General features: G+C 48.3%; 16 protein-coding genes. 9 read left to right on the plus strand and 7 right to left on the minus strand.

What is annotated here, in order from left to right; all coding sequences use genetic code 11:
• The first annotated feature begins 370 nt into the window (after positions 1-370).
• On the plus strand, positions 371-781 hold the full coding sequence (locus tag Pan241w_RS18965) for a hypothetical protein (protein WP_145218864.1): 411 nt from the start codon (positions 371-373) through the stop codon (positions 779-781).
• On the opposite strand, the gene Pan241w_RS18970 is transcribed toward Pan241w_RS18965, so the two are convergent.
• The 5 genes from Pan241w_RS18970 to Pan241w_RS18990 form a co-directional block, all read right to left on the minus strand.
• Positions 778-2784: an ATP-dependent DNA helicase gene (locus tag Pan241w_RS18970; protein ID WP_145218865.1), complete on the minus strand. Its 2007-nt coding sequence runs from the start codon at positions 2782-2784 to the stop codon at positions 778-780. The genes Pan241w_RS18965 and Pan241w_RS18970 overlap by 4 nt on opposite strands.
• Before the next feature lie 59 nt (positions 2785-2843).
• Positions 2844-4568, minus strand: a complete 1725-nt coding sequence (locus Pan241w_RS18975; protein WP_145218868.1) for a SpoIIE family protein phosphatase — start codon at positions 4566-4568, stop codon at positions 2844-2846.
• A 187-nt stretch (positions 4569-4755) separates the two neighbouring features.
• Positions 4756-6456 (minus strand): serine/threonine protein kinase, encoded by a 1701-nt coding sequence (locus tag Pan241w_RS18980; protein WP_145218870.1) that lies wholly within the window; start codon positions 6454-6456, stop codon positions 4756-4758.
• Positions 6457-6617: 161 nt separating this feature from the next.
• On the minus strand, positions 6618-7733 hold the full coding sequence (locus Pan241w_RS18985) for a pyridoxal phosphate-dependent aminotransferase (protein WP_145223443.1): 1116 nt from the start codon (positions 7731-7733) through the stop codon (positions 6618-6620).
• A 102-nt stretch (positions 7734-7835) separates the two neighbouring features.
• Positions 7836-8375 (minus strand): NUDIX hydrolase, encoded by a 540-nt coding sequence (locus Pan241w_RS18990; protein ID WP_145218872.1) that lies wholly within the window; start codon positions 8373-8375, stop codon positions 7836-7838.
• A gap of 177 nt (positions 8376-8552) precedes the next feature.
• Here Pan241w_RS18990 and Pan241w_RS18995 point away from each other — a divergent pair, with 177 nt between their 5' ends.
• On the plus strand, positions 8553-9383 hold the full coding sequence (locus tag Pan241w_RS18995; RefSeq protein WP_145218874.1) for a DUF5077 domain-containing protein: 831 nt from the start codon (positions 8553-8555) through the stop codon (positions 9381-9383).
• A 58-nt stretch (positions 9384-9441) separates the two neighbouring features.
• Positions 9442-11163, plus strand: coding sequence for an SMP-30/gluconolactonase/LRE family protein (locus tag Pan241w_RS19000; RefSeq protein WP_145218875.1), 1722 nt, complete (start codon positions 9442-9444; stop codon positions 11161-11163).
• Between the two features lie 39 nt (positions 11164-11202).
• Here Pan241w_RS19000 and Pan241w_RS19005 read toward each other — a convergent pair whose 3' ends face one another.
• Complete coding sequence (locus Pan241w_RS19005) at positions 11203-11673, minus strand: hypothetical protein (protein ID WP_145218877.1); 471 nt, start codon at positions 11671-11673, stop codon at positions 11203-11205.
• Between the two features lie 297 nt (positions 11674-11970).
• Between Pan241w_RS19005 and Pan241w_RS19010 the strand changes: the two genes are divergently transcribed.
• Positions 11971-12663 (plus strand): uracil-DNA glycosylase, encoded by a 693-nt coding sequence (locus tag Pan241w_RS19010; RefSeq protein WP_145223444.1) that lies wholly within the window; start codon positions 11971-11973, stop codon positions 12661-12663.
• 14 nt (positions 12664-12677) lie between these two features.
• On the opposite strand, the gene Pan241w_RS19015 is transcribed toward Pan241w_RS19010, so the two are convergent.
• Entirely contained in the window at positions 12678-13547 is an 870-nt protein-coding gene (locus Pan241w_RS19015; RefSeq protein ID WP_145218879.1) for a formyltransferase family protein, read from the minus strand.
• Positions 13548-14293: 746 nt separating this feature from the next.
• On the opposite strand from Pan241w_RS19015, the gene Pan241w_RS19020 reads away from it, so the two are divergent.
• The 5 genes from Pan241w_RS19020 to Pan241w_RS19040 all read left to right on the plus strand — a co-directional run bounded on the left by Pan241w_RS19020 (position 14294) and on the right by Pan241w_RS19040 (position 18015).
• Positions 14294-14611, plus strand: coding sequence for a Flp family type IVb pilin (locus tag Pan241w_RS19020; RefSeq protein ID WP_145218881.1), 318 nt, complete (start codon positions 14294-14296; stop codon positions 14609-14611).
• 736 nt (positions 14612-15347) lie between these two features.
• On the plus strand, positions 15348-15677 hold the full coding sequence (locus Pan241w_RS19025; RefSeq protein ID WP_145218883.1) for a hypothetical protein: 330 nt from the start codon (positions 15348-15350) through the stop codon (positions 15675-15677).
• Between the two features lie 843 nt (positions 15678-16520).
• Positions 16521-16850: a hypothetical protein gene (locus Pan241w_RS19030; protein ID WP_145218885.1), complete on the plus strand. Its 330-nt coding sequence runs from the start codon at positions 16521-16523 to the stop codon at positions 16848-16850.
• A gap of 79 nt (positions 16851-16929) precedes the next feature.
• Entirely contained in the window at positions 16930-17268 is a 339-nt protein-coding gene (locus tag Pan241w_RS19035) for a hypothetical protein (protein WP_145218887.1), read from the plus strand.
• 411 nt (positions 17269-17679) lie between these two features.
• Positions 17680-18015, plus strand: coding sequence for a hypothetical protein (locus tag Pan241w_RS19040; protein ID WP_390620949.1), 336 nt, complete (start codon positions 17680-17682; stop codon positions 18013-18015).
• The last annotated feature ends 111 nt before the right edge of the window (positions 18016-18126 follow it).

Raw genomic sequence — 18126 nt, forward strand, 5'->3', positions numbered from 1 at the left:
TGGAACTCCGCATGAACAGGATGAGAATGTGATCCTGTATTTGTCTGTATCAGACGTAATAATCGAGTGAGAAACCGTGTTGATTTTAATCCGAATTCAAAGATTTCCTATCTTCAAAAAATAGAATTCGGCAAGCTATCAAAAAAAATGTTGCTTTTTTGAAGCGAGTTGCTAAACAATAGAGATGTGAGGAACATTGAAATCGGTCCGATCTCAGGAATCGTAACAGATCTTTGTTGCAAAAAAAGGCCTGACTTCCTGAAAGTAATGGTTTAGACAGAATACCAGTGCATCAGGTTCGATTACGCTGGGTTCTGAAAGTCGGCCCACGATTTCAATCAGTGGTTTTATTTGTTCAAGGAGTAGGACAATGATTGCGACAATAAAAACGGCGTTGAACACGCAATCGATTTCAGAGTTGATTGAAGAGGTGAGCACGATCCTTGAGACGGGAGAAGGTTGCTGGAAAGCGGAATATGAGAAACGGGTTCTATTTTTGATTGTGGATGAAATTCACGACCGCGTACGGATCATGACGCCGATCCTGAAAGAAGAAGACCTGGACGAAGATGATTTATGGGAAGTCATGGAAGCCAATTTTGACCGCTCGCTCGATGCACGTTATGCCATCGGTGATGGCGTGCTCTGGTCTCTGTTTCTACATCCCCTGACTGACTTGAGCCGCAATCTGTTTCTCGATGGACTGGATCAGGTCGTCACTCTGGCAAATAACTTCGGCGGTTCCTACTGCAGCAGCGATATCATTTTCGGTTCCGATTAATCGAAATCCTCTTCCTGATCGATGATCACCGTACAGTCAGGCAGACTGTCCAGAAACTTCTGACCATATCTCTTGGTGCGTACCCGCGGGTCGAGAATGACGACCTGTCCCCGATCGCTGGCAGAGCGAATCAACCGTCCAAACCCCTGTTTGAGTTTGATGACCGCTTCGGGAATCTGATAATCCATGAATGGATTTCCGCCTCGATTGCGAATCGCTTCGACCCGGGCTTCGAGCAGGGGATGATCGGGCACGCTGAAAGGGAGCTTGGTAATAATCACGTTGATGAGCGCGTCGCCGGGTACGTCGATGCCTTGCCAGAAACTGTCTGTGCCAAACAGAACACCCCGAGGGTTGTTCCGAAACCGCTCCAGCATCAAGGAACGTGGTAGACCTTCGCCTTGCAGATACAAAGCCAGATTATGTTCCTGCAGCCAGCCACTAATCCGTTCGGCACACTGCGTCATCATTTTGTAACTGGTAAACAGTGCAAACGCATGACCGTCTGTCTGTTCGATGTACTGTTTTAATTTATCGGCCACCGCCGCTTCGTAGGCAGCCGGTGCATCACCGGGATCGGGCATTGCTCCTGGTAGAATCAAGCGGACCTGTTCCCGGTAATTAAACGGACTGCCCAGCTTCAACTCTTCACTCTGCGTTAAACCGAGACGCGAACGAGTGAAACTGAAATCCTGATCGCCGACCGCCAGTGTGGCGCTGGTCAGAATCACGGTGTTCGCCTGGTTAAACAGTTCGTCGCGAAGTACCGGCCCGACATCGACAGGCGCATTAACCATTTTGACCCGCTGTGTTCGTCCCCGTGAAACTTCTACCCAGTAAACCGAATCGCCGTCAGCCTGCTGCGTCAACCAGCTGTTTAACGCATCCCCCAAAGCAGAGCTGCGTTCGGCGACCGCCTGCAACTCAATCTTTTCCTCTTCACTCTTCAGTGAAAAGGCGTATTCGGAGATTTGCGCTGCCAACAACTTCATCTCATGCGTGACTGCATTCTCAATCGGCGGCTGCTGTCGGATACGTCGGTTCGACAAGCCCTGACTCGACTGCCACTCCAGCAAATGATCAAACAGATCTTCGACCATAAATCGCAAACGCGTTACATGCTGCTGACAATCGACCAGATTGTGGTGCAACAGCAGGCCTTTCTGGGTGCGGTCGTTATAGAGCTTGTTAAACAGGTAATCGAACTGGCTGTTGGTAATCGAGAGACCAAGATGGTCGCCGGCAACCGCTTCAATCGTGTGCGCTTCATCCAGAATCACCGTGTCGTAATCGGGTAAAATGCTGCTGCCTTCCCGGCGGATTGCCAGATCAGAGAAAAACAGAGCGTGGTTCACAACAAGCACATCCGCATTCCAGACACGACGACGTGCTCGATAATAGAAACAGTCATTATAAGTTGGACACCGTTTCCCCAGACAGTTCCCATGTTCGCTTTGGATTTCATCCCAGATCTTGGGCAGAGGCCGAAATTCCAGGTCCGACCGACTGCCGTCACTGGTCTTGCGCGACCATTGCACAATCTGATCGAGTTGACTTAACTCATCTTCACGCGAAAATGTACTGCTGGCTCGATCGACGGTCCCTTTCAAGCGACGCAGACTCATGTAATTGGAGCGGCCTTTGACCAGTACCGCTGAAAATTCAACCGGAAGAACCGCATTCAAAAACGGGATGTCCCGGTTGATCAACTGCTCCTGCAGACTGATGGTATTTGTCGAGACGATCAGCCGTTTACGATCTTTACCCGACCGGGTTTCATTCTGTTTGCAGGTCGCCAGAATCGCAGGCACCAGATAGGCAAAACTTTTTCCGACTCCAGTTCCTGCTTCCACCAGCAGATGGTTTTTGTTCTCAATCGCCTGTGCGACGGCTTCGGCCATTTCCAGTTGCTCGGGACGATGCTCGTAGCGTTCGAGCCTCTGGGCGACCTTACCCTCATTGCCGAGAATTGAAATCACATCGGTTGTCAAAGTGGGCCTCAACTGTTGAGTGGAACAAAAAAGAGACCAGCATATTCTTGAGTGGGCTCTGAGAGAGTGTTTTATTTCTTGCGACGAAAACAGACAACGCACATGTCATCTTTTTGCATGGAATCGTTTTGAAACGCCTCAACATCAGACAGAAGGCCTTTCACGAGCGGCTCAACCTCATCTGGTCCCGACTTCAGATATTTGACCAGGCGGTCTTTGTGATACAGGTTATTATCATGGTCCATCGCTTCCGTGACTCCATCCGTGTAAAACAAAAGGGTGTCCCCCGGATCGAGCGAAATCGTTTCGACATGGAACGTCTGTTTCTTCATTACGCCCAACGGCATACCCGATTTCTCTTGTGCTACCGGCTCCACGGTTCCGTCAGAACTCTTCCGGAGCAACGGCGCCATATGCCCTGCATTGACGATCGAAACCGTATGTTTTTTCGGATCGAGCACAGCCAACACGAACGTGATAAACCGCAGCCCGACTCCACTGGACGCAATTTCCGCGTTCAATTCGCCTAAGGCTTTTTCCGGAGTATTTCGAGATAGAACCTGATAACGTGCTGAGGCGTAGAGCCGCGCCATCAGAATCGCCGCGGGAACACCTTTGCCCGCGACGTCGCCTAACGTCACAACCATTTTTCCATTCGGCAGTTCGATATAATCAAAATAATCGCCGCCTACGCTCTGAGCTGATTCATAGTAATCAAAGAACTCATACTCTTTGAATTTGGGTCGATTGTGCGGCAGCAGTCCTAACTGAATCTGATGGGCAAATTCCAGATCGCGTTCGATGTCCCGCTGTTTGACCAGATCTTCATGCAGTTTGGCATTTTCAACAGCCAGACTTGCCTGTTGTGCAATCGCCACCATCACATCCAGATCGTCTTTGTTAAACTGCTGACCGATATCGCGGCTCGCAAGTTGTATGACTCCCAGAATGTCTCCCCCCTGGGAAACCAGCGGCACACACATCATTGAACGAATGCGGAGTGACGTAATGCTCTCGCTCATTTTGAAGCGATCGTCTTCGACAGCGTCGGCGCTCAGAATGGCAGAACCACTCATGATCGCCTGGCGTACGATGGTCGTACTGATTCGAATCGAATCTTCATCTTCCGCACGGCGGGCTTTCGTGGCTTTCACCACCAGCTTCTTCCGTTCTGGGCTCTGCAGCATGATGAAACCCTGGTCGGCCTGGGCAAATATTTTAAACAGACCATCCAGAATACGGGGCAGCACCTCATCCAGTTTCAGAGCACGACTGAGGATCTGACTGATTTCCAGAACCGCATGCAGTTTGACTTCTGGTTTCACGCTGATTCGGAGCTGACTGCTGCTGTTCAGATCGAGCTGGCTGATAATCGAGGAACCATCCAGCACACCTTCATGTGAGCTTCCATCCAGGGCAACAACATGTGAGCCCTGTTTCAAGCTCTGATTACTGACTTCCATGGTCTGTTGAATGGCAGAGTCAAGAAAATCGGGGGTCTCCTGATAATCGAGCAGGAACTGCATCTGAATATCACAAATGCTGATCGTATCGTTTTCGTGTAGTTCCGTGCGACCTTCGATGACCGTCCCGTTCAGCAGGGTTCCGTTGCGGCTGTGCAGATCTTCCAGATAAAAGAAGCCGTGACTTTCCAGAATCTGAGCGTGATAGCGGCTGACAGCGACATTATCAAGCACAATCTCACAGTTGGGATGCCGGCCCATGATGACCCGCTCGCCACTGAGTTCGATAATCTGTTCGGGAACTTTCCCTTTTAAAATTTGTAAAATCGCCACCGCTGTGCCCGAATGTACTTAAATCTGCCTGATAAACTAAATCGACGCTTAAAACTGGAGCGCCGTTCAAACAAAGCTGAAACTGCAGCCATTATAGGTCATTGCTCACGAAAAGACATCTCTCCTCGACAGGAGCTCGGAAGATTGTCAGAACTCTCCCTGAATTCCATCCGTTGTGCCATCTAGATCAATCAGGAGAGGGGCCAGGGGATCGATCTTCCTCATCAGTGAAATTAGAAAGCCTGCGAATATCCTCTCTGTTATCAACCTTGTCCCCCAGAGTCTTCTGGTTCTCTTCCAGTGCCGTTACGACATAATCAATCAATCCGGCATCCAAATAGTTCATATGATCCCCAACACGAATATCCCAGATATCCTGTGCTTCACGCGCATTCCCGTTGATACTCTCCAGAGCCATTAACCCCGCATAACCATTCACTTCATATTGAGCCTGCCCTGAGTCCTTCAGCTCCTGAAAAATGGCTTTGGCTTCGTCATATCGATCTGGTTTGATCAATAACCCCCCTAAACGAATCTGGGCACGTCTTTTATAAACTTCACTAACGGGTTCATAATCAATCACCGACTGCCAGGCTTCTTCTTTATCTTTCAAACGTGTCGCGAGCAAGAACTGCGCAAACGCCGTTTTTTCATGAGGGATGATGCTCTCGACAGCTGCTTTCCCTGCCTGCTCCTGAAAAGGTGCATTCAATGGATCGCCGGGACGATTCACCCATCCGATGGCCGCTGCCACACTCCCCAGACAGAGCGACGCCAGTACAAACGCAAGGAACTGCTTTTGAAAGCTACGATTCCCCTGAAAGGGAATCAGTGACATCCAGCTTCGCCCCTGCTTCAGAGAAGGCTGCTCCGGAATTTTCTTAATCGCCTGCATCAGCTCCGCTGCATTCGCCGGGCGTTTCTCGGGATCTTTTTCCATCATGCGATGCACGAGGTCACAGAGCTCGACGGGAAGATCCGGTCGGCGTTTTGAGAGCGGCGGAGCTGGCTCGTTCAGATGCTTGACGGCAATCGAAAGCGCCGTTTCCCCGTGAAAGGGCGGACGTCCGGAAATCAGATGATAGCAGGTGACTCCCAGCGAATAGATGTCACTTCGCTGGTCCAATGGCTTGCCGTTGACTTGCTCCGGACTCATATACAAAGGCGTGCCCATGGTCGTGCCGACCTGGGTTAGTTCGACGCGTTCGTCTGACTGGGCAATTTGCGCGAGGCCAAAGTCGGCGACTTTGATCAGTTTTCGAGAGGTGATCATGATATTTTCGGGTTTGATATCCCGATGCACAATCCCTTTTTCCGCAGCAGCATTTAACGCAGCAGTTACCTGTCGCATAATCCGCAGAATCAACGCACAATCAGGGGGTGCATTGCGTGCGAGATGTTCTCTTAAATTGATCCCGCGCACATATTCCTGCGCAATGTAATGCGTACCTTGAAAGTCGCCGGTCATATAGACCTGAACGATATTCGGATGGGTCAGGCCGGCGGCTGCTTTTGCCTCGCGTTCAAAACGCCTGACGTGCGTTTCATCGCTCATCAGTTCATTATGCATCACCTTGATGGCGGCTTCTCGTTTGAGAGAGACCTGCTCGGCCAGATAAACGGTGGCCATCCCGCCCTGCCCCAGCTTTCTCAGAATCTTGAAGTCATCTAACTGAACGCCGATCAGACTCGCTGATTTGGCTTTTTTTGACGGCTTTGAAGAATCACTGGTTTGAGAAATCGTTTCCTGAGTGGTATCAGCATCGTCAATCCCTGTCGCCTGCTGCGTACGTACTCCTTTTCCCTGGCTTGAGGGCGGCGGGGAACTTTCTCCGGTCGCTCCAGCCGAGACCGGTCCGATCTTTTTTCGTCGTTTGTCAGATGGCATAAGTTGTTGTCTGGCAGTATCGTAAGTCGTTTATCACCTGATAGAAAGAAGTACACACTCTCCATAATAGAGGTGATACCCTTTGAGGTATAGAGAAAGTTTTCAATTGTCGTAAAAAACTTACTCTGCAGAGAAAAACAACAGGCTTTCTGCCCGGTTTTTCACATTTTGCGGTCTGCCAGACGATTGAGAATTGCGGCCCCTTCTTCCAGAACCGGGTTCTCCTGCGCATAGGAAATGCGAAAATGCGTATCGCGATTACTGAACACATTGCCGGGTATAATCAGTAAATTATTTTTGATCGCTTCCGTGCAGAATTCGGTGCCGGTTCCCCATGGCGTTTTGAGGAACATGTAGAAGGCACCGCCAGCGCCGGCAATTTCAAATTTGTCTGATAAGCGATCCCGCATCAGATCACGTTTCTCGTGGTATTCTTCCACCCGATCCGAGATGTCACATTCCAGAGCAGCCAGCCCCGCCCATTGCACCGGATGCGGCGCACAGACAAACGTGTATTGTTGTAGCTTAATCATCTGCTGCACGACGCTTTTGGGGCCATGCACAAAACCAAGACGATGTCCGGTCATCGAGTGTGATTTACTGAACCCGTCGATCACAATCGTTTTCTCATTAAAGGCAGCCGGGCTGACAAACGGCTCGTCATAACAAAAGGAACGATAGATCTCATCACTGACCAGTGCGATATTCTTTTCCGCCACCAACTCTGCCAGAGCACGCGTCTCGGTTTCCGATGCAACGTGCCCGGTCGGATTGCTCGGGCTGTTAAACAAAATCAGCTTGGTGCGATCGGTAATGGCAGCGCGGACTTTTTCAATGTTGATCGTGAAATCCGGATAGGTCTCCACAAACACCGGTTTACCACCGACAACACGTGTCAGATGTGTATACATCACAAAGTAAGGATCGAAGACAATCACTTCATCACCAGGATTGATCAGGGTATTCAAAACCAGCATCAATGCGCCACTGGTCCCGCTGGAAATAAACACCTGGCGATCTTCATGATGATATTCGGCGTCGACCCGTGATTGTATTTTCTCAATTAATGGCGCAATCCCCTGCGTCTGGCTATAAGCATTTTTGCCGTCTCGGACCGCCTGACATAAAGCATCCTTAATAGTATCAGGAGTATCAAAGTGCGGCTGTCCGATACTCAGATTCACCGGGTTCTTCATGTTCGCCGCCAGATCGAATACTTTTCGAATTCCTGAGGCATCGATCAGATGCATGCGGTCGGCTATCCATTCTTCACTCATGTGATTCACGTTCTTTTCCTGAAAGGTCTGTTGTTATCGCAGATTAATGTTGAAAGATCCGCTGATTATATCGCGGAAATGACTCTGAAAGAAAGAAACCGATCAGAGGTTTTCGGGAATGTGTTTTGATAAAAAGTAAAGGCCGGCGTAAATCCGCGCATCCAACAGGCAACCTCGCTCCTGTGCGGCCTGTAACCACGACTCGATCTCTTGGAAGGGAACCGCATGTACGGTGATATTTTCTGATTCATCACCGCCCCCGGCCGCGACTTTTTTCAGATCCAGCGCGAGAAAGAAATCAACGGCTTCGTCAGTCAGACCGGCGGAAGAGACAGTGGATCCCAGTGGAATCATGGTCTGTGCTTCATATCCTGTTTCTTCGATCAGTTCTCGCGCAGCGGCTGTCTCGAACGCTTCTTCCTCCTGCCCCTTGATATCTCCGGCCAGTCCTGCAGGAAACTCGATCACGGGCGCATTGACGGGGGGACGAAACTGTTCCACCAGAATCACCCGGTAATCTTCCGTAAGCGGAAACAGACAGACGACCCCCGACAGATTCACACGCTGGACGAATTCCCAGCGTCCGCGTTTGATTAATTTTAAGAAACGGGTTTCGGCGATCGTCTGATCTTCGTCGCTCATTGATGTCTTTCTTTTTGTCCTGTCTCGTCCTGGTCATTCACGGACAGAAAAGGTTTCTTTGGAAGAACTGTCCCATTCACTTGTTTATCGATTGATCTGCCGATTGAGATCATCAAGAATGGAACATTAATTTCACTGACTTCCATTTTCAACATCAATCGAGAGGCACTAGTTTTGATGCACAACTTGACGTTGAGGTTCACTCGAAATCTCATCCCCCAGTTTTCCGTGCTCTTAATTGTAGGGACCGTGGTCTGTTTTTTCCACGGTCACTCAGCCCTGTCCGCGACGAAATTCGCTGCTCAGACAGACCAGAAACAATTTCCCATCAAAAAAAGCTGGGGAACCATCAGTGCTTTACCGCAAGGCCTGAAACTGAAGCTTTCTGATTCCAAGCCCCCCAAAAGCGTCACTATCCCGCGTTTGAATAACCGTGTCAAAACGATTTACCTTGCAGACGATGACACGAAAAAACCACTCACACTCAAACCGGGCATTGAAGAATGGGAAATCCAGCTGCCAGAGTCAGTGCCAGCATCGGCAACGGTGATCGTGGAATTTAATGAGGCCCCTTATCTGCCTGTGAAACCGAAAGTCATTTCCGAAAATGCCGATCAGCAGGTCGTTCTGGATGCCAAAGATGCCCTCGTGCACGGCATGCTGCTCCGCTATGAACCGCAGCCTCATAAAAATACGGTCGGCTATTGGGCTAATGAAAACGACTGGTGTGAATGGAAACTGGATCTGAAAACACCCGGTGTATTTGATGTTTATCTGCTACAAGGCTGCGGCCGCGGACAGGGAGGCAGTGAAGTTCAAGTTTCAGTCAATGATCAAAAGCTGAAATTAACCGTTGAAGAGACGGGGCACTTTCAAAATTTTAAAGAACGTCACATTGGGAAACTGAAACTCGATCAAACCGGGGTCCAGTCGCTCCAGGTGAAACCAATCAAAAAAGCCAGGAATGCCGTGATGGACGTACGACAAATCCGTCTCGTCAGGCAATAATAAGCTTTTAGACCGATCAATATTCTTACACCTTTGAACCGAATTTTAGGAACGATCTATGAAACAACTCGCCCTCTTTCTTTTGTCGCTTGCCTTATTCAATCAGATCGGCACCGCCGCCGATTCGATTGTCGATACTTCATCTCCGCTGGAAACCATCGCCACCGATTTCGGTCTGGCGGATGGCCCTGCCTGGGACGGAGGAGGCAATCTGTATTTCCCCGACGTGAAAGGGGGCAAACTATATCGTTATCATCCCCGCTCGGGAAAAGTTTCGGTATTTCTGGATGACGCCGGCCGGATCAGCGCCAGTTATTTCAATCATGGTAAACTTTATCTGTCAGACAACGGAGCCAGTCAGATCAGTGTATTGAATGGCAAGCAAAAAAAACGAATCGCTGGTCAACCAGCGGACGCCAAGCCTCCCCGCCGCCCCAATGATCTGGTCGTTGATCAAGATGGCGGGATCTATTACACGCTCACCGGCCAGGGAGAAGTCATCTATATTTCCCCGGAGGGCAAACAGTCTGTCGCCATCGACGACATTAAAACCCCCAACGGATTGATCCTGTCACCGGATGGCAAGACGCTGTATGTCGCCGCTTATGTCCCGAAAGAAATCTGGGCATATAACGTGACCAAACCAGGTGTTACCGCTAACGGGAAATTATTTGCCAAAATGGATTCGGGTCCGGACAAAGGAGCCGACGGCATGACAGTTGACCGTGCAGGCAACGTCTATTGCGCGGGTCCCGCGGATATCTGGATCTGGAATCCCGAAGGCAAACTGCTGGCGAAAATTCATACGCCGACGCGTCCCATTAACTGTGCGTTCGGCGATCGGGATCTGCGTTCGCTCTACATTACCGGTTTTGGCGGTTTATATCGTCAACGCATGAACGCCTACGGCTGTGTGCCTGAACCTGCTTCCGAGCCGACTACAAAAACCAGTTCAAAACGTCCTTCGACAAATGTTCCTGATACCGTCACTCCCCATCTGAATGTGGTATATGGACAAGCTGGACCACGGAAATTACTGGCTGATCTCTTTGTCCCGAACGGAAAAGGCCCGTTTCCCGCGGTAGTTGTCGTACACGGCGGCGGGTGGCTGAATGGAGACAAAGCCAAGTTCCGAGCTCTGGCGATTGCATTGGCGGAACGCGGTTATGTCACAATGGCCGTTGGATATCGCCTGGGACATGAAGCAAAGTTTCCGGCAGGAATTCAGGACTGCAATGCCGCCGTCCGGTTTTTGCGGGGAGAAGCAAAACAGTATCATGTGAATCCACAGCAAATTGGTGCCGTGGGAGGTTCTGCCGGCGGTCATCTGGTCGGACTTATGGCGGCGGCACCGCATGTCAAAACATTGCAGGGAGACGCCGGTCACCAAGATCAGTCTTCTGCACTGCAGGCAGCCATCGTCATGGCGGGGCCGATGCAGATGGCTACGGGCTCAGTCGCGGAACGCTCTCACAAGGATCCCCAGAAATCCAATTCGAATCAGTGGCTGGGAAAAACCATTGATGAAGCACCCGAGTTATATGAACTCAGTGACGCGTATCTGCATCTTTCCGAGCAGACTCCGCCACTGCTATTCATGATGGGAGAGCACGATCATCCCGAACGGAACGCGCCTTCGCGTGAAAAACTGACGTCGCTGGGCGTCAAGACCGGCGTCAAAGTGTATCCCAACGGGAAACATGGTTGCTGGAATCAACTCCCCTGGTTCAACGACATGGTCGCTGACATGGATCAGTTTTTTCAGGAACACCTGAAATAAGCAAAATGATAATGAGAATGAAAGAGGGCAATGGCCCGTTTACTTGTCCTCTTCATCCTCATCATCGAATTCGTACTCATCGCTGAAATCAAATTCTTCGTCTTCGATCTCACCACTGATTTCACTGTCGCTGAACTCATCTTCTTCGCCGAAATCCAGGTCATCTCCTGAGGCCGCCATTTCGTCGTCGTCTTCAAATTCGTCTTCGGCGAATTCATCGGAAAGTTCGGCTGCCGAATCAGAAGCATATTCATCTTCTTCAGCTGCAGGCTCGGGCTGATCCTCGTCTTTCGCTTTTTTCTTCGAGGCTCCTTTGGGGCCAAAAATCAAAGCACCAATTGGTAAGATTGTCAGAAAGCCACTCAGCAAAAGCGTCAGTCCTGCCACACCAAGCAGGGGGGTCGACATGGCTTCTGCATGATTCAGAAATGCCATCACCAGCAGGTAAGTCAAAAAACCACCGGGTATTGCCGCTACCAGTGACATCAGAGGGAGTTGAAGTTTCGACACAATCACTGTTCCTGAAATGGGCTTAAATTCAAAAGCGGAATATCATTGACAAGCGCCGTGCCGATGCAAAATCGAACTAAGCAGCACTTTGACACTATCGTAAAGTGGCATCAGACGGCTTTTCAAGTCTGGATTTTAAAATGTTCTCTTTAAATATAGAGTCCGGTTTGACTGTCTCACCTGTTTGCTGGTATTGGTAATGCAGATATGTCGTATTTAATCGGTTTATCTGAACTAAGTATCACAACAGTTATAATCCGGTATTTTAATGAATGAGCTTGAAAAAAAGAGGGAATGATGCCTGGATCCAGATGGAATCAGTTGAATCAGAACATCGTGAATTGCACGAAATGTGAACGATTACTGGCCCATTGTCAAAAAATCGCCGCTGAAAAACGAAAGTCATTTCAAGATTGGGAGTACTGGGGCAAACCAGTTCCTAATTTTGGCGACCCACAGGCGGAATTGTTGATTGTGGGACTCGCACCCGCTGCACACGGGGCAAACCGCACCGGCCGCATGTTTACGGGAGACCGAAGCGGAGACTGGCTGTACCGGGCACTGTTCAAAGCAGGCTTCGCGAATCAGCCTCAGGCAGAGCACATAGACGATGGACTGCAACTACGAAACTGTGTAATCACCGCCACCTGCCATTGTGCCCCCCCGGCCAATAAACCGACGCGTGAAGAAATTGAAAACTGTCATCCCTGGCTGGAACAGACGGTCGACCTGCTTCCCGTCAAAGTCTTTCTGGCATTAGGGCAGATCGGCTGGAAAGCGGTACTGGATTTCAAAAAACGCCAGGGGATCAACTGGACCGGCAAACGCCCCGCTTTCTCACATGGCGCCTCATTTCAATTCCCCGATGGGCACTGGCTGGTCGGCAGCTATCACCCCAGCCAACAGAATACCTTTACCGGGCGGTTGACCGAACCCATGTTCGACTCGGTGTTTGAGCTGGTCAAAACCAAATTGCAAGAAACCTCATAGGCGTCGAGACAACATTATTTCCGGTCTTCCATGCCCACCACACGATGGAAGTGGAGTTCGACTTCGCGATCGATGACTCGACGGACCCCTTCCACGAGACATTCCGGCTCATGCTCCGTTTCACCAATTCGCTTGATCTCTTTTAATGATGTCCCCGGTGAAACCGTGAACGCGTTCTGATGGATGATCTGATTGCCCGCGTCTAATTCTGGAATAATAAAATGAATCGTGGCGCCAAACGTCAGCATATGATGGCTGAACGCATCTTCGTAAGGTTGGAAACCGGGATAAGAAGGGAGTAGCCCGTGATGCAGGTTGATGATTCTCCCACCGGCAAAACTCCAGCAGATACTGGGGGGCAAAACGCGCATGTAACGGGCCAGCAAAACATAATCGATATCGTAGGAGTCGAACAGTTCGACCATACGGGAATTATCCGGGTTACCGCGATCATCGCCGATATTGTGAAAATCAACCTGATGCCTGTCGGCTAAAGCCTGACAGCGATCCCGATTTCCAATAATTACAGCGGGCTCTGCATTGACGACACCAGACTGAATAGCATTCAGCACGGCTTCCGCAGGTTCACTACGAAAGGTCGTACAAATGGCAAGGCGTGGGGGACGATCATGTTCATCCCGCGCCCAGACCCTCAAGGTCAGTCCCTTTTGCGTGCCGATCTGCATGATCCGCTCGCGCAGAACTGCAATGGGTTCCACGTCGATCGGCCAGTCGATTCGCAGCAACATCGCAAACAGATGCTCGGAATCATGGTCGTACATCTGAATTTCGTGAATATTCGCCCCCACACCTGTGACATAATGCACGATGGGATCAGCTAATCCACGATTGTCCGGACCGACGGCGGAAATGGTAACCTGCATAGCTAAAAAACGCTTTCTAAATTAGATCATTCACTCGTGCGTAACGACACGAATTATCTCTCACTTAACTTTAACACATGACTGCGTTTCTTACTGAAATAAAGTCGATTGGTTAATCAGGTTTTCCGGGAGACCATTTATACTTGCATTTGATCGCCAACCGCTGTGCCGACAATTTAACAGTTCCCTTGAATTCATTGATTTAGTAAACTCTTACTATAGGAGGCTTTACACTCATTGCATTTCGACACACGTAAAAAATCGCAAACAAATATTTAACATGGACTGAGCATTTTGTTTCACGAATTGTACAAAATCGTTCATCATAATATCCACCAGAAGACACCATATGATCAGGTACAAAATCACCTATACACACACTAAACACTACCGATAAAAGTGATTAGGAAGCTTTTTTTGAAATTGCGATTTGAATCGTTTGGAAAGAATCTCAGCTTGGCATGTTCTCTGCGTTTTATTCAGCTTAGCAGTTTGGGAATTCAATGAAACAGACCTGTAAAAAGGCTGACCCCAAACGCAATTTGTATGAACCGGTTCTCACATCTTCGTTTGGTTCTCCTGAGTTTTCTGGTTAGTGGGTCATCTCAACCAGTCATTCTGACTGTAACGGATACTTTCTAACAATTGCTGAAGTGTATGGCACCATCCATACCTGACACATTCTCTCGGTTCAAGATTTCTCAATCTCGGACCTGATTTTTGTCCTCTCTAAAAAGGAACTCATTATGATTAATCAATTCTGGAAAGAAGAAGCGGGCTTCATTATCGCCTCAGAACTCGTTCTCATACTCACCATCGGCTGCATGGCGATGATAGTAGGCCTCAGCCAGATTGCTGTCGCTGTGAACACAGAACTCAACGATCTCTCAAATGCCTTTGGATCATTCAATCAAAGTTACGTAGCCACAGGTTTTGAGGGGAATGATTCATTGTATCTTGGGTCCATGTTCCTGGACACGGTCGATGACTGTGATTTGAACACGACCTGTGACTTGTTAATACCGGCTAGCAGATCAAGTTCTGAAGGCGGAATCTTGAGGTAAGAGTTAATTCGATCGGTTCAAAAAGAGTGATTCGATTGCAACTCTGACCAGATCTCCGGGAGAGGTTCGGCTCTTCCGGAGATCCTTATCCAAAACAAATTCGATTTTCCGCTGCTAGTTTTGAGTCTTAAATGATGTCAAAAATCAAATGGCACAACTGAAACAGGGTCTGGAATTTATCTTGAGAGTGGAACTGCTTTTAAGATAAATCAACAGATTATGATCAATAAAACGATTTGTAGGACATTATAAACAGAAAATGTAAAGCAGTGTTTCAGATTCCTTACAAATAGGCCACATCTTAAGCCATCGTGCGACTTATAGCTGCAGCAATTCCGCATGTTAAACCTGAACAATAAAAGGCGTTAGCGAAAGTTTTCCTGATCTACCCATTGTAGGGCTTGTAAAGATTACGCCTTCGGCACGATCTGTGCGATCACCATAACCAGCATAGTGGGAAAACTCTGCTTCGGACCTGTGACTTACAGGTTCGCGTTCCAAAGACAATATGGGTGAACCGGTTCTCATATTTTCGCTGGTAGCAGAAGCAGACTGTTTCCCCGATCGCTGGAAGTATTCTGATAAGTTCCTTGGTGCTTGTCCGGTCTTTCAGTGATCAATGCTGGTGCATTTGCGTGAAATCACGTGGATGTAGTCTCTCGCGGTTCATGATTTCTCGATCTGAATCGAAAACAAAAACTCTTATTCTCAAGTAAAACAATTAAGGAACTCAAACATGTTGAATCAACTTTGGAATGACGAAGCTGGTTTCGTAATTTCTGCGGAATTAGTTCTCGTTCTGACTATCGCCGTTCTAGCCATGATCGTTGGACTGAGCGAAGTCGCTGTCGCTGTAAACACTGAATTAAACGATATTTCAAACGCAATCGGAGCCCTGAACCAGAGCTATGCTTACACTGGTTTCGTTGGAAATGGTGGAAAAAGCAAGAGCTTTTATGCCGGTTCACGGTTTAACGACGCTACTGATGACTGTGACCTGAACACCACATGTGACCTGGTAACTGGTACTGGTGTTGTGACTGCTTCTGAAGCTACTACTCCCTAGTATTAGTTTTGGGATGAATGTAAAGACGAAAACTCTGTTCAGGGCTTCTCCTGAGCAGAGTTCTTCCCAGATTTTGATTCACCACCCTTTACTCCAGGCCTGGCAAGACAGACAGGCACTACGGGGGCGATGTATAAAAAACCGCTCAACTGTTTGACAGTTGTTTTATCAGACTGTTCAAATTTTTTGATAGACCGCGTTGCCAGAAAACAACCAATCGCTCTTTCTACGTCTTTGTGACTCTCCTATCGACTATCTGTGTAAATTCTATCTTTGATTACATTTATAGCGATTCCAAAGATGTGTTTCTTTCTCTCCACACGCTTTGTGGACTTCTGTCATCAATGTTTCTTTTTTTGTCTGGCACACCGACTGCGTTATGGGCTGAGCATAACAAGTTGAATCGAATTGAAAAAACCAGGAAGTCTGGTTGGTTAATACTCACATATTGATTCGCAGCGTTGTGACCCGTGTTGAGGCTTCTTCTATTTCTTGCGATTTGTCCCCGAAAGAAGAAGAGGAGCTAACTGCATTGCATGAAGGTGAGAGAGCATTCAATGCGAATGGTGCCAATGTCATCATTTTGGGCTTCCATTGCTCCGCGGGTCATAACGTGTGCATTTAAAAATATTTAGGAAAACAATACTGCAGTTTGTGACGTGAAATTACGGGCCGGTAGTTTCACAAAGTGTGCCTGAATGGAGCGTTGTCTCACTCTGGCTCAGAGAGAAATATTGCATCTGTGATATGGATCTCTTCGTTATGGGATAGGTTTCTCATTTTGAGAAATCGATCCACTATTAGTCTCTCAACTAAATTTTAAAAACCAAGGAACTCACTAGTATGTTAAATCAACTTTGGAACGATGAAGCAGGTTTCGTTATTTCCGCAGAATTAGTACTCGTTTTGACCATCGCTGTACTGGCTATGATCGTCGGATTGAGCGAAGTTGCTGTTGCTGTTAACACTGAATTAAACGACATTTCAAACGCAATCGGATCTCTGAACCAGAGCTATGCCTACACTGGTTTCGCTGGAACAGGTGGAAAAAACAAGAGCCACTACGCTGGTTCACGTTTCAATGACGCTGTCGATGACTGCGACCTGAACACCACTTGTGACCTGGTTACAGGTACAACTGCTGTAACTGCTTCTGAATCAGTTACTCCGTAATTTTATTACGGCTAAATTCACAAAACTCTGCTCGGGAACTTCCTGAGCAGAGTTTTCTTCAAAACAGGAGATCAAAATCATGATGCGGGCTTTTTGGCAAAATGAATGTGGATTTGTTATTTCGGCAGAACTGGTTCTAGTGCTGACTATCGCTGTTCTGGCTATGATTGTGGGATTGAGTGAAGTTGCTCTTTCTGTAAACACCGAATTGAACGACGTCTCAAACGCCATCGGTGCTCTGAATCAAAGTTATGCTTATACCGGTTTTACTGCCAGTACTTTTTGTGAAGGCAAATCGAAAAGTCACTACGCAGGTTCCGGGTTCCACGACGCTGTTGATGACTGCGATCTGAACACGAGCTGTGATCTGGTGACAGGAACAAACGCGGTGACTGCTTCTGAAAGTGTCACTCCGTAGTTACCAAATGCGATAATTCAACTCTCTCATTGAACCGGTGGGGACCCCCGCCGGTTCTTTTTTTACGATTAGCAGATCTTACACTTTGTTCAAAAAAAGTGTTCAATCCAGTTTACATACTGGACTAATTTGTCTGAAAGAAGTTTCCCCGTGGCAACCCGACCAAAAAACTCGTAAACAAAGGGAAACAAAAGAGATAGCCCCACGCGTTTGACTGTTGATTTCCCCGACAGAACTGTTCTGGCACACAGTCTGCATTCTTATCCTACACGTCAATTCAATTGAGTGCGACCTCAATGCAGATTGATGAAATGTAAAACTCTCTCACGAAAAGAATAACTCTCTCACTGTGCTGAATAACAATCCATCGTTTTTCGGCACACTCTACAATCAAGTTAAGGGGACTCTCAAATGTTAGGTATCGTACGCCGTTTGTACAATGATGAAGCGGGGTTCATCATTTCTGCTGAATTAGTCTTGGTTCTGACGATTGCAGTTCTGGCAATGATCGTTGGCCTGAGTGAAGTTGCCGTCGCCGTGAATACGGAATTGAACGACGTTTCCAACGCAATTGGTGCTCTGAACCAGACGTATGCCTTCACTGGATTCTGGTCAGGTAGCCACGGCAAAACCAAAAGCTATTACATGGGCAGTGAATTCGATGATGCGTTTGACGATTGCGACTTGAACACAAGCTGCGATATCGTCTGTGGTGCCGAAGGACTGCGATCTGAAGGAGGCTATTAAACCTCACGAAATGACACACTTGTCGTTTCAGACATCGTCATCATGAGAAGGCCAGAGTTTTGTTCCTTTTCGTCAGTCCCTTTGTCAGGGCTATAAAAAAAGAGGCAGGTT

This window comes from Gimesia alba, assembly GCF_007744675.1.
Taxonomy (GTDB): Bacteria; Planctomycetota; Planctomycetia; order Planctomycetales; family Planctomycetaceae; genus Gimesia; species Gimesia alba.